Genomic DNA, 17,102 nt, shown 5'->3' on the forward strand with positions numbered 1-17,102 from the left:
CACCGCGCAACAAGGAGGGAACATGTCAGACTTTACCGAAATCGGCCCGAACCGGCTGCGCCGGAACTCGCTGGGCCTTGTCGCCGTGACCTTCATGGTCATCTCGGCTGCCGCACCCCTGACCGGGGTCGCGGGGGCCATGCCGCTGGCCTTTCTGCTGGGCAACGGGACCGGGATCCCGCTGACCTTCATCCTGCTGACGCTGATCATGCTGGCCTTCGCGGCCGGATATGTCGCGATGAGCCGGCATGTCATCAACGCGGGCGCCTTCTACGCCTATGCCGCGCGGGGCTTGGGCGGTGGTATGGGCGGGGCAGTGGCCGTCATGGCGCTGGTCGCCTACAACACCATGCAGTTCGGCCTGATCGGCCTTCTGGGCGGCGTATCGGCCGGGGTCTTCAGCCAGTTCGGCATCAACCTTGACTGGTGGGTCTACAGCCTGATCGCCATCGCGCTGGTGGGCATCTTGGGCTACCGGCAGGTTGACCTGTCGGCCAAGGTGATGGTGGTCCTGGTCGGCCTGGAATACCTGATCGTCCTGATCGTCGACTTCGCGATCCTGGGCGCAGGCGGGGCCGAAGGAAACGGACTTGCGGTCAACATCCTGGACTTCTCGGCGCTGTCGTCGGGGTCGCTGACTGCGGCCATCCTGTTCTGCCTGGGGTCGTTCATCGGCATCGAGGCCACCACGATCTATGGCGAAGAAGCGAAGGACCCCGAGCGGACCATTCCGCGCGCGACATACCTTTCGATTCTGATGATCGGCGTGTTCTTCGTCTTCACCACCTGGCTGATGATCGCTGGAACCGGGGCCGACAAGCTGCTGGAGACCCTCGGCGGGCTGGAAGACCCGACGGCGCACTTCTTCATCCTGGCCGAGACCTACACCAACTCGACCGTTTCGATGATTGCCGGTCTACTTCTGGTCTCCAGCCTGTTTGCAGCACTGTCGGCCTTCCACAACTATATCGCCCGCTATTCCTATGTGGCGGGGCGTGACGGCCTGCTGCCCGAGGCTTTCGGCAAGACCCACGACGCGCACCAGAGCCCGCATATCGGTTCTGTCACGCAGACCATCGGCGCGCTGATCGTGCTAGCGATCTTTGCCGGAATGGGACTGGACCCGATCCTGAACATGTTCACCTGGATCAGCCAGATCGGCACCTTGGGCGTCATCGGGATGATGGCCATCACCTCGCTGTCGGTGATCGCCTTCTTTGCCAAGCAGGGTGGCGGCTCACCGCTGTCGACCAAGATCCTGCCAGCGATTGCCGGTCTGATCATGGCGGCGCTGTTCGTCTACATCTTCCTCAACTACGGCGACCTGACCGGGACCACGGGTGGCTCGCTGAGCTGGATCCTGCCTGCGCTGATCCCGCTGGGGGGTGTCATTGGTTACCTTCTGGCGATGCGGCTGAAGTCGGCTGATCCGGCACGGTTCGCCAAGATGGGCCAGAGCCAGGCCTGAAACCAAGACTGCGGGGCGGGCGTGTGGTGTCCGCCCCGCAACACTACGATCAGTAGCCGAGCTGAAGCGCGATGAGCGCAGCGCCACCGACGATGATCCGCCACCAACCGAACAAGGCATAGCCGTTGCGGCTGATGAAGTTCAGCACCCAGCGCACCACGATTACGGCGGTCAGGAAGGCCACGCCGAAGCCGACAGCGATTTCCCACACGGCGCCGAAGTCCAGCACGTCGCGGTTCTTGTACAGGTCGTAGACGACCGCCGCGCCCATGGTGGGCAAGGACAGCAGGAACGAAAACTCAGCCGCTGCGCGCTTTTCGACGCCCAGCATCAGCGCGCCGACGATTGTGGCGCCTGACCGGGACACTCCAGGCACCATGGCAAGGCACTGGCAAAACCCGATGACCAGCGACTTGCCGAAGGGCAGGGCCAAGGCATCGGTGTGAGCCGGGGGAGGGGCGATCCGGTCGATCACCAGAAGGACTATGCCGCCCAGGATCAGCATGACCGCGATCAGCGCGGGAGTTTCAAACAGCACGGTCTTGACGAAGTCATGCGCCAGGACTCCCACAAAGACCGCCGGAAGAAAGGCCAGCAGCACCGAAACGATGGAGCGCCGTGCCGCCTCTTCGTGCCGGGCGCGCAGCAGGAGCCGGGTGATCAGGGCCGCGTAGACCGAGAAAAGCGCCAGGATTGCGCCAAGCTGGATCACCACCTCGAAGGTGCGGCCCTTGGATTCGAAGCCGAGGAAATGGCCTGCCAGCAAGAGATGCCCGGTCGACGACACCGGCAGAAACTCGGTCAGCCCTTCCAGAAGCCCCAGAATGGCTGCCGTCAGCGTGGTGTCCACGTCCTCAGGCCTTCTTCAGGTTCTTCGCCGAATCCTTGATCGCCGCATACTGGCCGGCCGGGCGGTAGCGCCACAGGTATTCGGGCAGGACGCCCTCCATCGCAGTCGGGTTGATGCCAAGGTCGGCAAGACCCTTCGCACCCGGGGCGACAACGTTGTCCTGCGCGAGGTTGCGGACCTGGTCGCGGGTCAGCATCTTGTTCTCGATCAGGCCAAGCGTCACGGCCTGCAGCATGTCGAAGCCGAAGGCCAAGATCCGGGCGACAAAGAACGGGATGCCGATCACGGCGCGGCGGCGCTGGATCACTTTGAGCATGCGGCCCATCAACCCGCGGAAGCTGTCGACCTCGGGCCCGCCGAGTTCATAGATGCCCGGGGCCGCCTGACCCAGCGCGCCCTTCACGGCGGCCTGGGCCACGTCATCGACATAGACCGGCTGGAAGCGGGTTGTGGCGCCGACGACGGGCAGGATCGGACCCATGCGGGTCATCCCGGCAAAGCGGTTGAAGAAGCCGTCCTCGGTCCCGAAGATGATCGAGGGACGCAGGATCACGGCGCCGGGGAAAGCGGCCTGCACCGCCGCTTCGCCTTCGGCCTTGGTGCGGGCGTAGTCGCTGGCCGAGCCCGCGTCGGCACCAATAGCAGAGACGTGGACCATGGTCCCGACGCCTTCTTCGGCAGCGATCCGGGCGATCCGGCCTGCGCCTTTCGCCTGCACCGCGTCGAAGGTGTTCTTGCCCAGCCCGTTCAGGATGCCGACGCAGTTCACCACCGCGTCCGCGCCCCGGATCATCGCGCGGACCGAGGCATCGTCGCGGATGTTGCAGGCCATCGGTTCGACCTGGCCCGGCGTGCCGTAGGGCTTGACGAACAGGGCCTCGTTCGGGCGGCGGCAGGCGACACGGACGCGCCAGCCTTCCTTTGCCATGCGGCGGGCGATGTAGCGTCCGACAAAGCCCGAACCGCCAAAGATGGTGACCAGCTTGCTCATCCGCGCAATCTCCAAAGGGCGCCTTGGGGCACCGGAATCCTGGCGGATGAATATCCGCGCCGTCCGGTCCGGGCAAGGCCAAAGCGGACGTGCGAAATTTCGTGGCGGGGCCGTTGACTCTGCCAAATGGCCCCGTTACATCGCCCATCAGTGCCCAGATGGCGGAATTGGTAGACGCACTGGTTTCAGGTACCAGCGCTGCAAGGCGTGGAGGTTCGAGTCCTCTTCTGGGCACCATTACTTTGAAGAAAACCCTGCAACATTAATATGTTGCTGGGTTTTTGTCTTTCTGATCCCCCGACCAATCCCCCTTTTGCATATTGTTGCCCTGTCTTAGGGAGTCCGCCAAAGTCTGACGTCCAGATGGGTTTGCGAGGTCCTAAGAACAAATACCGTCGCGTCCAGGTATGAGGGCGGACGCCACCTTTCCCCGTCCAGCCTTTGGCGTGCAACGACCTTGCCCCTACGCTGTGGTACAGATCTTCCCTTCCGCCCATTGAAGATGTGATCATTGTGGGTCGAAAGCGACTGAGCGGACGCGAAGGGCGGGGAGCAGTCATCTGCCTGCCCGCGGCGGCGCCCACCGGAATCCCAGCACCGGGACCACGATCAATTGCAGGACCGGGGTAAGGCCGGTGCCCAGGACCGGCAGGCGGGGCATAGCTTCGCGATAGGCCCAACTTTCGCGGACCTCGGTGTTCAGCCATTCCGAGAAGATTGTATAGCTCAAGGCAAGGAGCACGGTGGCCGCAGCGACAGCGCCAAATCGCTGAAGTGGCCAGGCGTTGCGCCCAAGCACGGCCAGAGACAGAAGCAGGCAGATGCCCGCGATCATCACGTCACCGACGGTGCAATGCAGGACGGCATAGCCGATCTGGCCCCAGCTGCCGTCGACCCACAGGGTGTAGAGCGGCACTTGTGCCACTTCCCACAGCAGGTTGCCCGCCGCCATCGCCGCCAGAAAGCGCAGGATTGTCGGTCTGGCGGCGGGTTGGGCAGCGGGGAGGGTCATGGGTCAGTCACCGGTGAGGGCATCGATCCAGCTTGCGCCCCCGTCCTGAGAGACGACCAGCCGCCCTTTGGCCGATAGGGCTGCAAGGCGAAGGGGATCGACCGAGGTTGTGGCGAGGAACAGGAGATAGCCGTCGGGCAGGTCAGAGGAGACCGAAGTGATCTCTCCGCCCTCGGACAGCGTCACCAGGCCCCGCGAAAGGTCCACTGCCCGGACCACGCTATCCGCCCCGGCATCGACGGTATAGACGGGCACGCCCTCGATCACCGGCTGCCAGGTCGCGCCGCCGTCGGGGCTGAGGAAGAGGCCCGTCTCCGTCGCCGCGTAAAGCATGGCGGCATCGCGGGGGGCGGTGGCGATATCGATCAGCTTCTCCGGCGCCTCGCCCGTCGCCTCCCAGGTCACCCCGCCATCGGCGCTGCGCTGGACGCGGCGGTCGTGGTCGATACCGTAGATCACCGCGGGGTCGGCGCGGCTGACCTCCATGCTGTGAAAGTCGACCGGTCCGTCCAGCCCGTTCGAGACATGGGTCCAGCTTTGCCCTGCATTGTCAGTCCGGATCACCCCCATGTTGCCGCCCGTCGCCGGATGGCCGCTGGCAAAGGCGGTGCCGGGGCTGCCGAGGACCGCCGAATAGCCCATGAAATCGTCCTGCGAGCCACCGAGCCGCGTTGCCGTGCTACTGGACAGATCGACCGCCCAGAGCCCGTTGTGGGTGGCCAAGGTCAAGCTGTCCGCGCCGCCCGATCCGGGGCCGATGCCGTGGACATGGGTGGCGGACATCAGCTCTGACAGCGGCAGGCTGTCCTGCGCCATGGCGGGCGTGGCCAGCAGCGCTATCAAACCAAGGCGAAGCATGTGACGGTCCCCCTTCATGCTGACACCACGAATTCGGTCATCATGCCGGTGGCCAGGTGCGGCATGTGGTGGCAGTGCAGCATCCACCGCGCCGCCTCGCCCGCGTCAAGCGCCACGGTGACCATGCCCATCGGCGGGACATGGAACGTGTCGCGCCGGGCCCCGTTCACCGCGCGCCTGTTCAGGGCCACGACCTGGAAGTGATGCCCGTGCAGGTGCATCGGATGGGCCATCATCGACATGTTGTGGAAGGTCAGCTGGACGCGCTCCCCGGTCCGCGCGTCCACCGGACCGTGGGTGCCCCAGCTTTGCCCGTCGATGGTCCAGAGATAAGGCATCATCGACCCGCCCAGCAAAAGGGTGTCGGCGCGGTCCACCGGCCGGTCCGCCAGCGGCACCAGCGCGCTGAACTGCGTCTCCTGGCTGAGGTCGCCGGAAAAGGCCGGATGCGCCGTGTCGGACGTCCCCGCAATCCGGTCGATCGCTGCGCTTTTGGTGGCCAGGATGATCCCGGTCCGTTCCATCGCGCCTTCGCGAAGCGCGAGGACCGGAAAAGCCCCGCCCTCCGCCGGCAGATCCAGCTCGATGTCCAGCCGCTGGCCCATGGCGAGGCCGAAGCGGCTGCCCGCGACCGGGTTGATCGGGTTGCCGTCGGTCGCCACCGCCCGTCCCTGTAGCGCTCCGGTGTCGATCCAGAACACCGTCGCGGCCGAGCCGTTGATGATCCGCAACAGCACGCGACCACCTCTGTCGACGGCCACGACTTCGGGGTCGTCCAGCGTGCGGGCGTTGGCGAGATAGGCGTCGAAGTTGAAGTCGTTGAGGTCCATCGCCCCCATCGACATGCCGTCCATCATGGACATGTCGTGGCCCATCCCACCCATGTCCATGCCGCCCATGTCCATTTCGCCCATGTCATGGCCCATCGCGCCCATGTCATGCGCCATGCCGCCCGTGCTACCAGTGATCTCGGCCAGCACCTCCTCGGCCGGGCGGAAGCTGAGGTCCTGGAGGAGGATCACCACCTCCTGCCGGTCGGCCGCCACATCCTCGGCCCGCCGCACGATAAGGGGCGCGGCGAGAAGCTCCATCTCCTGCACCGGGATGTGGGAATGCATCCAGTGCGTGCCGGGGGTGGCGGCAAAGTCGAAGGACCGCCGTTCGCCCGCCGCAAGCGCCGGTTGCGGCATGTCTGGGACGCCATCCTGCGCGTTGGGCGGGATCTGGCCGTGCCAGTGCAGGATGGTGGGCGTGTCGAGTTCGTTGACCAGGTCCAGCCGGAACGCCTCATCCGGATTCAGGATCAGGCCGGTCGTGCCCTGGTCATTCAGGATGCCCTTCGCGCTGACGGCGCGGCCGCCGATGTCCAGCGTGCGGGTGGTGGCCCGCAACAGGCGGGGGGCGGTTTCGGCCCGCAGGCCGCGCGGAAGGAACAGGGGTGCGGCAAGGGCCGCGCTGGCGGCAAGGAAGCCGCGACGAGAGAGAGTGTGCATGTCAATGCTCCGAAAAGGCAGGCGCGTCCCGCGCCCGGGTCTGAAGGAAACGGTTCAGACCAGGCCTTTCGGCGGGCGTTCGGAGGGGTCAGGACGTTCACGATCGATCAACCGAGCCACGCGCAAGGGGGCAGGGCGGACGGTGACGAAGGGCGTGCTGACATCTTCGGGCGGGATCAGGATCGCAACGACGGCGCAGAGCTGCTTGCAGGCTTGCGCCGGGTGGCTTGAGGCAGGAATCTGATGGTCCGCCCCAAGCGTCGCATGCATCCCCACCGCCGCTGCCATCGGGCAACCCGACTGCGCCTGGGCCATGGGCGCCAGCATCAGGGCCAGCGAGCAGATGAGGGCGAAAAAGCGCAGCATCCGGTCCGTTCCATCTTTGCAACAAGAGTCGCAGCTTTCACCGCTGGCGGACATGATTAGGATCAAGCCCGCCAGCGCAGTTTCACGTCAGGCGGCGGCGAACCCGGCCTCGGCCAGCGCTTCACGCACGGTGACTTCTGGCAGCTTCGTGTCGACCGCGATTGTGCGGGCGGGCAGGTCCGGCTCGACCTTGGCCTCGGCATCGACCGAGCGGACTGCGGCGGTGACACTCCGGGCGCAGCCGCCGCAGTTCATGTTGGGGATGTGCAGGTTCAGCATCGTCTGTCTCCTTGTGACCGGAGAGTCCGGTCCTTGTTGCCTCAAGATGGGGCTTCCCACCGTGGGAGGGTCAAGCCTCGCATCGAATTAATTCGCGCACGGGGGTCAAATTTCCGCGCGCCGCAGCCGCAGCGCATTCAGCACCACAGACAGGGACGAGGCGCTCATCGCGAAGGCGGCGAAGATCGGGCCGATCAGGATGCTGGTGAAAGGGTAGAGGAGGCCCGCCGCCACGGGCACTCCCGCCGCGTTGTAGATCAGTGCGAAGAACAGGTTCTGCCGAATGTTTCGCATCGTCGCCCGCGACAGCTTCCGCGCCCGGACTATCCCATCAAGGTTGCCCTTCACCAGCGTGAAGCCTGCACTTTCGATCGCCACATCCGCCCCGGTGCCCATCGCGATGCCTACGTCGGCCTGCGCCAGCGCCGGCGCGTCGTTGACACCATCCCCTGCCATCGCCACGCGATGCCCGGCCTCCTGCAGCTCGCGAATGATGCGGGCCTTGTCCTGCGGCAGCACGTCGGCACGGATTTCGTCGATTCCAAGGCGCGCGGCGACGGCCTGCGCCGTGCGGTCGTTGTCGCCGGTCGCCATGATGATCCGCAGGCCCTGCGCGTGCAGAGCCTTCAGCGCGGCTGGAGTGCTCTCCTTGACTGGGTCCGCCACGCTGACCAGCCCGGCCACCGCCCCGTCCAGCACGATGAACATCACCGTCTCGCCCTGATCACGGCGGGCATCGGCCTTGGCGACCAAAGCCTCGCCGCTGAGGTCCATGTCCTGCACCAGCCGCAGGTTGCCCAGCGCCACCGGCCGCCCGTAGACGACTCCCTTCACGCCCTTGCCGGTGATCGCCTCGAAATCGCTCGCCTCGACCATCTGCACGCCGCGTTCTTCGGCTCCGCGCACGATGGCTTCGGCCAGGGGATGCTCGGACCCACGCTCCAGAGAGGCGGCAAGGCGCAGCACCTCGGCCTCGTCGTGGCCTGGTTCGGGCAAGACCGCGATCAGGCGGGGCTTGCCCTCGGTCAGGGTGCCGGTCTTGTCGACGATCAGCGTGTCGATGGTCTCGAACCGTTCCAGCGCCTCGGCGTTTTTGATCAGCACCCCGACCTGCGCGCCGCGCCCGGTGGCGGTCATGATTGACATCGGCGTCGCGAGACCAAATGCACAGGGACAGGCGATGATAAGGACAGAGACAGCAGCGACCAGCCCGTAAGAGAGCGACGGTTCCGGCCCCCACGCCGCCCAGGCGAGAAACGCCAGAACGGCCACAGCCATGACTGCGGGCACGAACAGGCCCGCGACGTAGTCCGCGTATTTCTGGATCGGCGCCCGCGACCGTTGCGCCTTCGCGACCATCTCGACGATCTGGCTGAGCAGCGTGTCCGACCCCACCCGCGTCGCCCGGATGACCAGAGCGCCGGTGCCGTTTATCGTCGCGCCAGTCACCGGGTCATCAGTGACTTTCTCAACCGGAACCGGCTCGCCCGAGATCATGCTTTCGTCGACCGAGGACCGGCCTTCCAGCACCACACCGTCGACCGGCACCTTCTCACCGGGCCGCACCCGCAGATGGTCGCCTACCTGCACTTTTTCCAATGGCAGTTCGGCCTCGGTCCCGTCGGGCCGGATCACCCGCGCGGTCTTGGCGGCCAAGTCCAGCAAAGCCCGGATCGCGAGGCCGGTGCCCTCGCGGGCCTGCAACTCCATCACCTGACCGACGAGGACTAGTGTGACGATAACCGCCGCCGCCTCGAAGTAGAGGCCGACATGACCCATATCGTCCCGGAAGCCGTCGGGGAAGACATGGGGGGCAAAGACGCCCACCACGCTGAACCCCCAGGCGGCCAGGACGCCCATCGCGATCAGGCTGAACATGTTGAGCCGCCAGGTCATGAAGGACACCCAGCCCCGCACCAGGAAGGGCCAGCCGCAGTAGAGGACCACTGCAGTCCCCAAAGCCAATTCGATCCACATCGAAGGGCGTTCACCGTAGATGCCGCGCACCCAGCCAAGGCCCAGCATTGGCCCCATCGCCAGAACAAGCAGAGGCACCGTAAACACGACCCCGACCCACATCCGCCGGGTGAAGTCCACCAGTTCCGGGTTTGGCCCCTCAACCAGCGCGCTGCTCACCTCGCGCTGCAACCCCATCCCGCAGATCGGACAAGAGCCGGGCTTGGCCTGACGCACCTCAGGATGCATCGGGCAGGTGTAGACCGGCCCGTGCCAGCCCTCGGGCACCGTGTCGAAACTGCTCTCCACGGGCTTCACAGCAACCGGCGGCTCATCCGCCGGGACCAGGGTCATCCCACAAATCGGACAGTTCCCCGGCCCGTGTTGGCGGACTTCCGGATGCATCGGGCAGGTGTAGATCCGGTGAGCATCGTGATCGTGGGTCATGGTGGTCTTCCTTTCTCAGGCGTCAGCGGACGCGATCGAAGGCCCGTGTCTTGCGCCGGTCGCGGGTCCTGGGCAGCGGAGCCACCGCCTCGGTGCTGCCCAACGTCGTCAGAATCGGGCAGTCCGGTCGGGTGTCGCCGTGGCAATGCGAGGCCAGGTGCAAAAGCGTGTCGGACATCTCCTTCAGCTCCTGCATCTTCTTCTCCAGCGCCGCGACATGGCCCAGTGCGATCTCCTTCACGCTGGCGGAGGCCCGGGTGCGGTCGCGCCAAAGGGTAAGAAGATCGTCGATCTGCTTGACCGTGAAGCCCAGGTCACGCGCGCGGCGGACAAAGCGCAGCGTCTGAAGGTCGTTGTCCGAGTAGACCCGGTAACCCGAAAGCGTCCGCGTGGCGGGGCGGATCAGGCCGGTTTCCTCATAATAGCGGATCATCTTGGCCGAGATTCCGGTGGCCTTCGCGATATCGCCGATGTTCATGACTCATCTCCCTTCTGGGTGACTACAAGAAGCCTGCGCCTTCCCATCGTTGGAAGGTCAAGCCCGAATTGGAGTTCGGCCTCAAAAGGCGTGATCAGCGGCCAGAAGCCGCCTAAGGCGCGGCAACTGCTCGGCGGCCGTGCCCCAGATTGCCTTGCCATCGACCAAGGTGATCGGCGCGATCCGCAGGCCGGTCCGGCGACGCGCCTCTTCCGCGATGCGAGGGTTGGTCAGGTCACGCTCGACATAGTGGACTCCCTGGGCCGTCAGCCAGCGCTTCAGCGTGGCGCAGTCGGGGCAGGTGGGGGTGGTGTAGATCTCGACATGGGAATGGGACATCGGTGCCTCCTTTAGGACAGGGTTTGCGCGGATAGGGCCTCTCCCGGAGCTTGGCGCGCCGGGTTGGCAGGGGCGAAGCGCTTGAGCCGAAGCGCGTTGCCCAGCACGAAGACCGACGACAGCGCCATCGCGCCTGCGGCCAGCATCGGCGACAGAAGCGTGCCGTTCACGGGATACAACGTCCCCGCCGCAACCGGGATCAGGGCGGCATTGTAGGCGAAGGCCCAGAACAGGTTCTGCCGGATGTTACGCAGCGTGGCCCGCGACAGTCCGATGGCCTTTGGCACGCCGCCGAGGTCGCCGCCCATCAGCACCACATCGGCGCTTTCGATGGCGACATCGGTGCCAGTCCCGACGGCAAGGCCCACATCCGCCTCGGCCAGCGCCGGGGCGTCGTTGATCCCGTCGCCGACGAAAGCCACCTTGCGGCCGCCCTCGCGCAGCGCCTTCAGCGCGGCGACCTTGCCCTCTGGCAGGACCTCGGCCACCACCTCGTCGATCCCCAATTCCCGTGCGATGGCCTCGGCCGTGCGCCGGTTGTCGCCGGTGATCATCGCGACCTTCAGGCCCAACTTGTGCAGCGCCGCGATGGCCGCAGGGGTCGTCGGCTTGATCGGATCGGCCACCGCGATCAGGCCGGCGACCTTACCGTCGATGGCGACGTAAAGCGGGGTCCGCGCGCGGCTTGCCAACACAGCCGCAGTCTGGGCAAAGTCGGCGGTCTTTAGTCCAAGCGAAGTCATGAACCTGTCGGCCCCCACCTCGACCCGCCGGTCGCCCACGCTGGCCCGGATGCCGTAGCCGGGGATCGCCTCGAAGGCGTCGGCCTCGGCCAGGATCAGCCCTTCACTCCGTGCCGCGTCGACGATGGCCGTGGCAACCGGATGCTCTGACCCCGCCTCGGCCGCCGCGACCAGCGCCAGCACGTCCGAGCGCGAGAAGCCGGGGGCGAGGATGAGGTCGGTGAGCAAGGGGCGGCCTTCGGTCAGCGTCCCGGTCTTGTCCAGCGCGACGACGTCCACCGAGGTCAGGCTCTGCAAGGCCTCGCCGTTCCGGAACAGGACGCCCATCTCGGCCGCGCGGCCGGTGCCGACCATGATCGAGGTCGGCGTGGCCAGGCCCATCGCACAGGGGCAGGCGATGATCAGGACGGCGACGGCGTTGACCAGCGCGAAGGTGATCGCCGGGTCAGGCCCCCAGACCCACCAGACGCCGAAGGTCAGCGCGGCGGCCAGCATCACGGCAGGCACGAACCAGGCCGTGACCCTGTCGACCAGCGCCTGGATCGGCAGCTTCGCCCCTTGCGCGCTTTCGACCATGCGGATGATCTGCGACAGCATCATGTCGGCGCCGACCTTCTCGGCCCGGTAGGTGAAGCTGCCGGTCTTGTTGATCGTTCCGCCGGTGACGGGCGCGCCTTCGCCCTTCTGCACCGGCACTGGTTCACCCGAGATCATCGCCTCGTCCACGAACGACGACCCGGTTAGCACCGTGCCGTCCACCGGTACCCGGTCGCCGGGGCGGACCTGGACCACATCGCCCGGCTGCACCTCGTCCAGCGCGACATCGACGAACTCCGCCCCGCGCTGGACGCGGGCGGTCTTGGCCTGAAGGCCCATTAACCGGCTGATCGCCTCGGAAGTGCGGCCCTTGGCCTTGGCCTCCAGGAAACGGCCCAGCAGGATCAGCGTGACGATGACGGCCGAGGCCTCGAAATAGACGTTCGCCGTGCCCTGCGGCAGCAGCCCCGGCGCGAACGTCGCCACGACCGAATAGGCCCAGGCGGCGGTGGAGCCGAGGACGACCAGCGAGTTCATGTCGGGCGCCAGCCGCAGCAGCGCCGGAACGCCCTTGCGGTAGAAGCGCAGGCCGGGGCCGAACTGCACGATGGTTGCCAGCGCGAAATACAGCAGGTAAAGCGGCGTCCGCCCCACGCTCATCGCCAGCCAGTGGTGCAAGGCGGGGATCAGGTGGCTGCCCATCTCCAGCAGGAAGATCGGCAGCGTCAGCCCGCCTGCGATCAGAAGGTCACGCTTCAGGCGGCCCTGCTCCTCCTCGCGCGCTGCGGCCTTGTCCGTGGCATCGATCTTCGCGGCCTGCGGCTCATACCCCGCCCCGCGGATGGCGGCTTCGATGGCCCTGGCCATCGTTGGCGAGCCATCGGTGGCCTGCACCGTCGCCCGCTCGGTCGCAAGGTTGACCGAGGCCGACAGCACGCCCGGCACCGCGGCAATCGCCTTTTCCACCCGCAGCACGCAGGAGGCACAGGTCATGCCCTCGATCCCGACCTCCAGCGTCGCGGCCTCGACATCATAGCCGGTGCCCCGGATCGCAGCGACGACCGCCTCGCGCACCGGCGCGCCGTCGTAGCGGATATCGGCACGTTCCGTCGCCAGGTTGACCGAGGCCGAGGCCACTCCCGGAACCTTCGCAATAGCCTTCTCGACCCGGGCCACGCAGGACGCGCAGGTCATGCCGGTGATGCCGAGGCTGTCGTGGAGTGTCGGGGACGGGCTGTCGATGACGTCCTTCATGGTGGGAATCCTTTCGATGCGAGATGCGTCGAATCAGGTTCTGGGGCTTCCAACGATGTCAGGGTCAAGCGCCTTGTCGCGGCCCTGTCCAGGAAAGGAAACGGGCCGGGAAATGGTTCCCGGCCCACTCCGTCAGCTGCTTGTCCGTTGGGTTCAAGCGGCGGTGTAACCCGCCTCGGCCACAGCGGCCTTGATGGCTTCGGGCTTGGCCGAAGTCTCGATCCGCACGCTGCGGGCGGGGACATCGGTCACGACCTCGGCCGCCGGATCGACGGATTTGATCGCGGCGGTCACGCCCCGGGCGCAGCCGCCGCAGGTCATTCCGGGAAGGGTAAGTTCAAGCATGTTCAGGTCCTTTCATCACGTTCGGCAAAGGTGCCGTTGCGCCGAGATGGGGTTTTCCAGTGTTGGAAGGTCAACACCCCCACCCTGAAAAAAACTTCGGACCAGGTGCTTGACCCTGACAGCGTTGGAACCGCGACGACAGGGAGGACCGGGCGATTCGCCCCGGCACAACCCCTGTCTTCGAAGGACTAAAACCATGACACCCTCACTCGATCCCAAGCGGTGGAAGGCGCTGGCGCTGCTTTGCGCCGCGCAGTTCATCGTGATCCTCGACACCTCGATCATCGGCGTGGCCCTGCCCGCCATCCAGGCTGACCTCGGCTTTACAGACGAGGGCCTGAGCTGGATCTTCAACGCCTATGTCATCGCCTTCGGCGGTCTCCTCCTTCTGGGCGGCAAGCTCGCCGACGTCTTCGGTGCGCGCCGTATCTTCCTGTGGGGCTACGCCATCCTGACCGGCGCCTCGGCCGTGGCTGGTCTAGCTGGCAGCCAGGAAGTGCTGCTGACGGGCCGCGCCCTGCAAGGCGTCGGCGCGGCCCTGATCGCCCCCGCCGCGCTGACCATCCTGATGCGCCTTTTCGGCGGCCAACCTGCCGAGCTTGGCAAGGCCTTTGGCTTCTGGGGCGCATCGGCCGCCGCCGGTGGCACCGCGGGCGTCTTCCTGGGCGGCGTCATCACCGAATGGATGAGCTGGTCCTGGACCTTCCTCATCAACCTGCCGCTCGGCCTTGCCGTGCTGGCCGCCGGCCCCTCGATCCTGCGCGCCATTCCGGGCACCCGGGGCAAGATTGGCCTGATCGACTCCACCCTCGTGACCGGGGCCATCGTCGCGGCGGTCTATGCCATCGTGACGGGTGAGCATGTGGGCTGGTTCGTCCCGCAGACTCTGGGCCTTCTGGCCTTGGCGGCGGTCCTTCTTGTGGCTTTCCTCTGGCTGCAGGCCGCGTCGAAAAGCCCGCTCCTGCCGCTGCGCATCTTCCGCGCGCCGGGCTTGGCCGCGGGCAACCTCGTGATGGCGCTCCTTGGCGCGGCCTGGATCCCGCTGTGGTTCTTCCTGAACCTTTATCTGCAGACCGTGTTGAACCTGTCGGCCTTCGGCTCGGGCCTCGCGCTTCTGCCGATGACGCTGGTCATCATGGTGATGATGGTCCGCCTGACCGGGCCGCTGATCGGCCGCTTCGGCATCAAGCCAGTGATGGTGACGGGCCTTCTGGCCCTGGCGCTGTCGCTTGCCCTCTTCGCAGGCCTGCCCGCTGACGGGACCTTCGCGGCGAACGTGCTGCCTCTGTCGCTGCTGGCCGCCATCGGCATGTCGCTGGCCTATATCCCGGTCACCATGACCGGCATGGGCGGCGCGGCGCCGCAGGACATGGGACTCGCCTCCGGCCTTATCAACACGACCTACCAGGTCGGCTCGGCCCTCGGCCTTGCCGTGATGGTCTCGCTCGCCGCCTCGATGCAGGGCGAACCGGACGCGATGCTCGCGGGCTACCAGACCGCCTTCATCGGTGCGGCCGTGGTCGCCGGAATGGCTTCCCTCGCCTCGCTGATCTTCGTGCGCGGTGGGGCCGCCGCTGCCGACGTTCCAGTCGGCTGACGAACCACCTCCGCGCCCCTGCCAACCGGGGCGCGGAGCCACCCCTCCCAATTCAACAGACACCCCATCCGGTCGAAAGGACCCTGAAATGCTGACCCATCTCGCCCGCGCCTGGCGCATCTATTCCCACGAAAAAGCCAGGGCCGCGCTCGCCCTGCGTCTCGGCCCGCACCTCGCCCGTGACATCGGCATCGACAGCCCGCATACCCCCGATACAGCTCACGATCGATCATCCGCCTTGCCCGCAGGACAGCCACCCATCATTCTCCATCCTGCAGTTTGACTAGGTCGGGACGGGAAGATGGACAAGCTCTCGGTCATGCAGGCCTTCTGCCGCATCGTCGATCGCGGCAGCTTCGCCCGTGCGGCCGAGGATCTGGGCGTCTCCTCCGCGCTCCTCAGCCGCGAGCTGCGGCTGCTGGAAGACAGCCTCGGCACCACGCTGATCACCCGCACGACCCGCAGCATGTCGCTGACCCAGGCGGGACGGGTCTATTATGACGAGGCGAGGGGTATCCTCGACGCCGTCCACCGGGTCGAGGACAGGATCCGCGAAAGCGCCCGGGCGGTTGTGGGACACCTGCGGATCAATGCGCCCTCGTCCTTCGGGCAGTTGGTCATCGGTCCCATGCTCCCGGCCTTCTTCCGGCGCTACCCCGACCTGCGGGTCAGCCTGACGCTGGACGACCGGGTGGTCGACATGGTCGAGGGCGGCTTCGACCTAACCCTGCGCATCCGGTCCAGCCTCAAGGACTCCACGCTCCGCGCGCGCAAGATCGGCGGAGTCAAGGTCGGCATCTTCGCCTCCCCCGCCTATCTGGCCGAACGGGGCACACCCGCGACGCCTGACGACATCGCCGGGCATGACGTTGTCGGCTACCTTTTGTCGGAACATCTGACCAGCTGGGACCTTCGCGGCCCGGACGGGGCCTGCACCGTCGCCGTCGACCCCTGGGCGCGGGTCAGCAGCAGCTTCGTGCTGCGCGACCTCCTGATCGCCGGCTGCGGCCTTGGCACGCTGCCCGACTTCATCTCCCGCGCGCCCGAAGCCTCCGGCGCCCTCACTCGCGTCCTGCCCGGCTTCGAGCTCCCCCCGCGCGAGATCTGGGCGATTTCTGCGTCCAGTCCGTCCAAGGACCTGCGGATCGCCGCCTTCCTCGACCATCTGGAACAGGCGCTGGCCGGGGAACTACCCTCTTCCTCGTAAAGACTGTCTTGCGCCGCAACCGATGTTTCCTGGCGCAGCCATGACTGATCTTCCGGGCAGAGAAACCCCTGCCCATGAGGATCAGATGACCCGCATACTCGTGCTTTACTATTCCAGCTACGGCCATGTCCGCACCCTGGCCGATGCCGTGGCCGAAGGTGCCCGGACTGTCGCCGGAGCCACGGTCGACATCCGCCGCATTCCCGAAACGGTGCCGGAGGAGGTCCGGAAAAGCTCCGGCTTCGTCGACGACGACACCCCCGTTGCCACGCCCGCCGATCTGGCCAGTTACGACGGCATCCTTTTCGGCACGCCGACCCGCTTCGGCCTGATGGCCGGGCAGATGAAGCAGTTCATCGACCAGGCCGGAGGCCTCTGGATGCGGAACGCGCTGGTCGGGAAGGTGGCCGGAGTCTTCGTCTCGACCGGTTCGCAGCATGGTGGGCATGAAGCGACGATGCTTTCCACCCAGATCGCGCTGCAGCACTTCGGTCTCTTGATCGCCGGGCTGCCCTACAGCTTTGCCGGACAGACCTCGGGCGACGGCATCATCGGTGGCGCTCCCTACGGTGCGGGGACCATCGCGGGGTCGGACGGCGGGTTCAGCCCCAACGCGACCGAGCTTGCGGGCGCCCGGTTCCTTGGCGCGCATGTCGCCGACATCGCCGCCCGTCTGACCGCCGGCACCGCTGCGCGGCTGGCCGCCTGATCGGAGGGGGAAAGCATCATGCTAAGATCTATCGCCCGCTCCTGGCAGCAGCGCGCCTTGCAGGCTGAACTGACCAAACTGGCCAACCGGCTTGGTCCACATCTCGCCCGCGACGTTGGGATCGACGGGGCCTTAGCGCCCCGTGTCCTGCCGACCCTGCGCCCGGTTTGACG

The 17,102-nt window shown here is 66.4% G+C and carries 18 protein-coding genes and 1 tRNA gene; 7 read left to right on the forward strand and 12 right to left on the reverse strand.

Annotation, left to right across the window (positions count from 1 at the left end; translation table 11 throughout):
- The first annotated feature begins 22 nt into the window (after positions 1–22).
- Positions 23–1,468: an APC family permease gene (locus E8M84_RS03065; protein WP_137109700.1), complete on the forward strand. Its 1,446-nt coding sequence runs from the start codon at positions 23–25 to the stop codon at positions 1,466–1,468.
- A 49-nt stretch (positions 1,469–1,517) separates the two neighbouring features.
- On the opposite strand, the gene E8M84_RS03070 is transcribed toward E8M84_RS03065, so the two are convergent.
- On the reverse strand, positions 1,518–2,318 hold the full coding sequence (locus tag E8M84_RS03070; RefSeq protein WP_137109701.1) for an undecaprenyl-diphosphate phosphatase: 801 nt from the start codon (positions 2,316–2,318) through the stop codon (positions 1,518–1,520).
- 4 nt (positions 2,319–2,322) lie between these two features.
- Positions 2,323–3,309: a complex I NDUFA9 subunit family protein gene (locus E8M84_RS03075; protein ID WP_137109702.1), complete on the reverse strand. Its 987-nt coding sequence runs from the start codon at positions 3,307–3,309 to the stop codon at positions 2,323–2,325.
- Between the two features lie 152 nt (positions 3,310–3,461).
- Between E8M84_RS03075 and E8M84_RS03080 the strand changes: the two genes are divergently transcribed.
- Positions 3,462–3,546: transfer RNA gene (locus tag E8M84_RS03080), tRNA-Leu, on the forward strand.
- 319 nt (positions 3,547–3,865) lie between these two features.
- Here the strand turns inward: E8M84_RS03080 and E8M84_RS03085 are convergent.
- From E8M84_RS03085 to E8M84_RS03130, 10 genes are all read right to left on the reverse strand, one after another.
- Entirely contained in the window at positions 3,866–4,321 is a 456-nt protein-coding gene (locus E8M84_RS03085; protein ID WP_137109703.1) for a hypothetical protein, read from the reverse strand.
- Between the two features lie 3 nt (positions 4,322–4,324).
- Positions 4,325–5,179, reverse strand: a complete 855-nt coding sequence (locus tag E8M84_RS03090; RefSeq protein WP_137109704.1) for an exo-alpha-sialidase — start codon at positions 5,177–5,179, stop codon at positions 4,325–4,327.
- 14 nt (positions 5,180–5,193) lie between these two features.
- On the reverse strand, positions 5,194–6,672 hold the full coding sequence (locus tag E8M84_RS03095) for a multicopper oxidase family protein (protein WP_137109705.1): 1,479 nt from the start codon (positions 6,670–6,672) through the stop codon (positions 5,194–5,196).
- 54 nt (positions 6,673–6,726) lie between these two features.
- On the reverse strand, positions 6,727–7,038 hold the full coding sequence (locus tag E8M84_RS03100) for a hypothetical protein (RefSeq protein ID WP_137109706.1): 312 nt from the start codon (positions 7,036–7,038) through the stop codon (positions 6,727–6,729).
- 87 nt (positions 7,039–7,125) lie between these two features.
- Positions 7,126–7,317 (reverse strand): heavy-metal-associated domain-containing protein, encoded by a 192-nt coding sequence (locus E8M84_RS03105; protein WP_240790272.1) that lies wholly within the window; start codon positions 7,315–7,317, stop codon positions 7,126–7,128.
- A gap of 105 nt (positions 7,318–7,422) precedes the next feature.
- Entirely contained in the window at positions 7,423–9,720 is a 2,298-nt protein-coding gene (locus E8M84_RS03110) for a copper-translocating P-type ATPase (protein ID WP_170971834.1), read from the reverse strand.
- Between the two features lie 22 nt (positions 9,721–9,742).
- Positions 9,743–10,198, reverse strand: a complete 456-nt coding sequence (gene cueR / locus E8M84_RS03115; RefSeq protein WP_137109707.1) for a Cu(I)-responsive transcriptional regulator — start codon at positions 10,196–10,198, stop codon at positions 9,743–9,745.
- An 81-nt stretch (positions 10,199–10,279) separates the two neighbouring features.
- Positions 10,280–10,537: a glutaredoxin domain-containing protein gene (locus tag E8M84_RS03120; protein ID WP_137109708.1), complete on the reverse strand. Its 258-nt coding sequence runs from the start codon at positions 10,535–10,537 to the stop codon at positions 10,280–10,282.
- An 11-nt stretch (positions 10,538–10,548) separates the two neighbouring features.
- Positions 10,549–13,071: a heavy metal translocating P-type ATPase gene (locus tag E8M84_RS03125; RefSeq protein ID WP_137109709.1), complete on the reverse strand. Its 2,523-nt coding sequence runs from the start codon at positions 13,069–13,071 to the stop codon at positions 10,549–10,551.
- Positions 13,072–13,224: 153 nt separating this feature from the next.
- Complete coding sequence (locus tag E8M84_RS03130) at positions 13,225–13,416, reverse strand: heavy-metal-associated domain-containing protein (RefSeq protein ID WP_137109710.1); 192 nt, start codon at positions 13,414–13,416, stop codon at positions 13,225–13,227.
- A 196-nt stretch (positions 13,417–13,612) separates the two neighbouring features.
- Between E8M84_RS03130 and E8M84_RS03135 the strand changes: the two genes are divergently transcribed.
- From E8M84_RS03135 to E8M84_RS21395, 5 genes are all read left to right on the forward strand, one after another.
- Entirely contained in the window at positions 13,613–15,013 is a 1,401-nt protein-coding gene (locus tag E8M84_RS03135; protein ID WP_137109711.1) for an MFS transporter, read from the forward strand.
- A gap of 88 nt (positions 15,014–15,101) precedes the next feature.
- On the forward strand, positions 15,102–15,296 hold the full coding sequence (locus E8M84_RS03140; protein ID WP_137109712.1) for a hypothetical protein: 195 nt from the start codon (positions 15,102–15,104) through the stop codon (positions 15,294–15,296).
- An 18-nt stretch (positions 15,297–15,314) separates the two neighbouring features.
- A complete protein-coding gene (locus E8M84_RS03145; protein ID WP_137109713.1) occupies positions 15,315–16,220 on the forward strand; it encodes a LysR family transcriptional regulator in 906 nt (301 codons plus the stop codon).
- Between the two features lie 85 nt (positions 16,221–16,305).
- Complete coding sequence (gene wrbA / locus E8M84_RS03150) at positions 16,306–16,929, forward strand: NAD(P)H:quinone oxidoreductase (RefSeq protein ID WP_137109714.1); 624 nt, start codon at positions 16,306–16,308, stop codon at positions 16,927–16,929.
- A gap of 18 nt (positions 16,930–16,947) precedes the next feature.
- Positions 16,948–17,100, forward strand: coding sequence for a hypothetical protein (locus E8M84_RS21395; RefSeq protein ID WP_170971835.1), 153 nt, complete (start codon positions 16,948–16,950; stop codon positions 17,098–17,100).
- Positions 17,101–17,102: the final 2 nt, after the last annotated feature.

The sequence above is a fragment of the Rhodobacter sp. SY28-1 genome (assembly GCF_005222785.1).
GTDB lineage: Bacteria > Pseudomonadota > Alphaproteobacteria > Rhodobacterales > Rhodobacteraceae > Tabrizicola.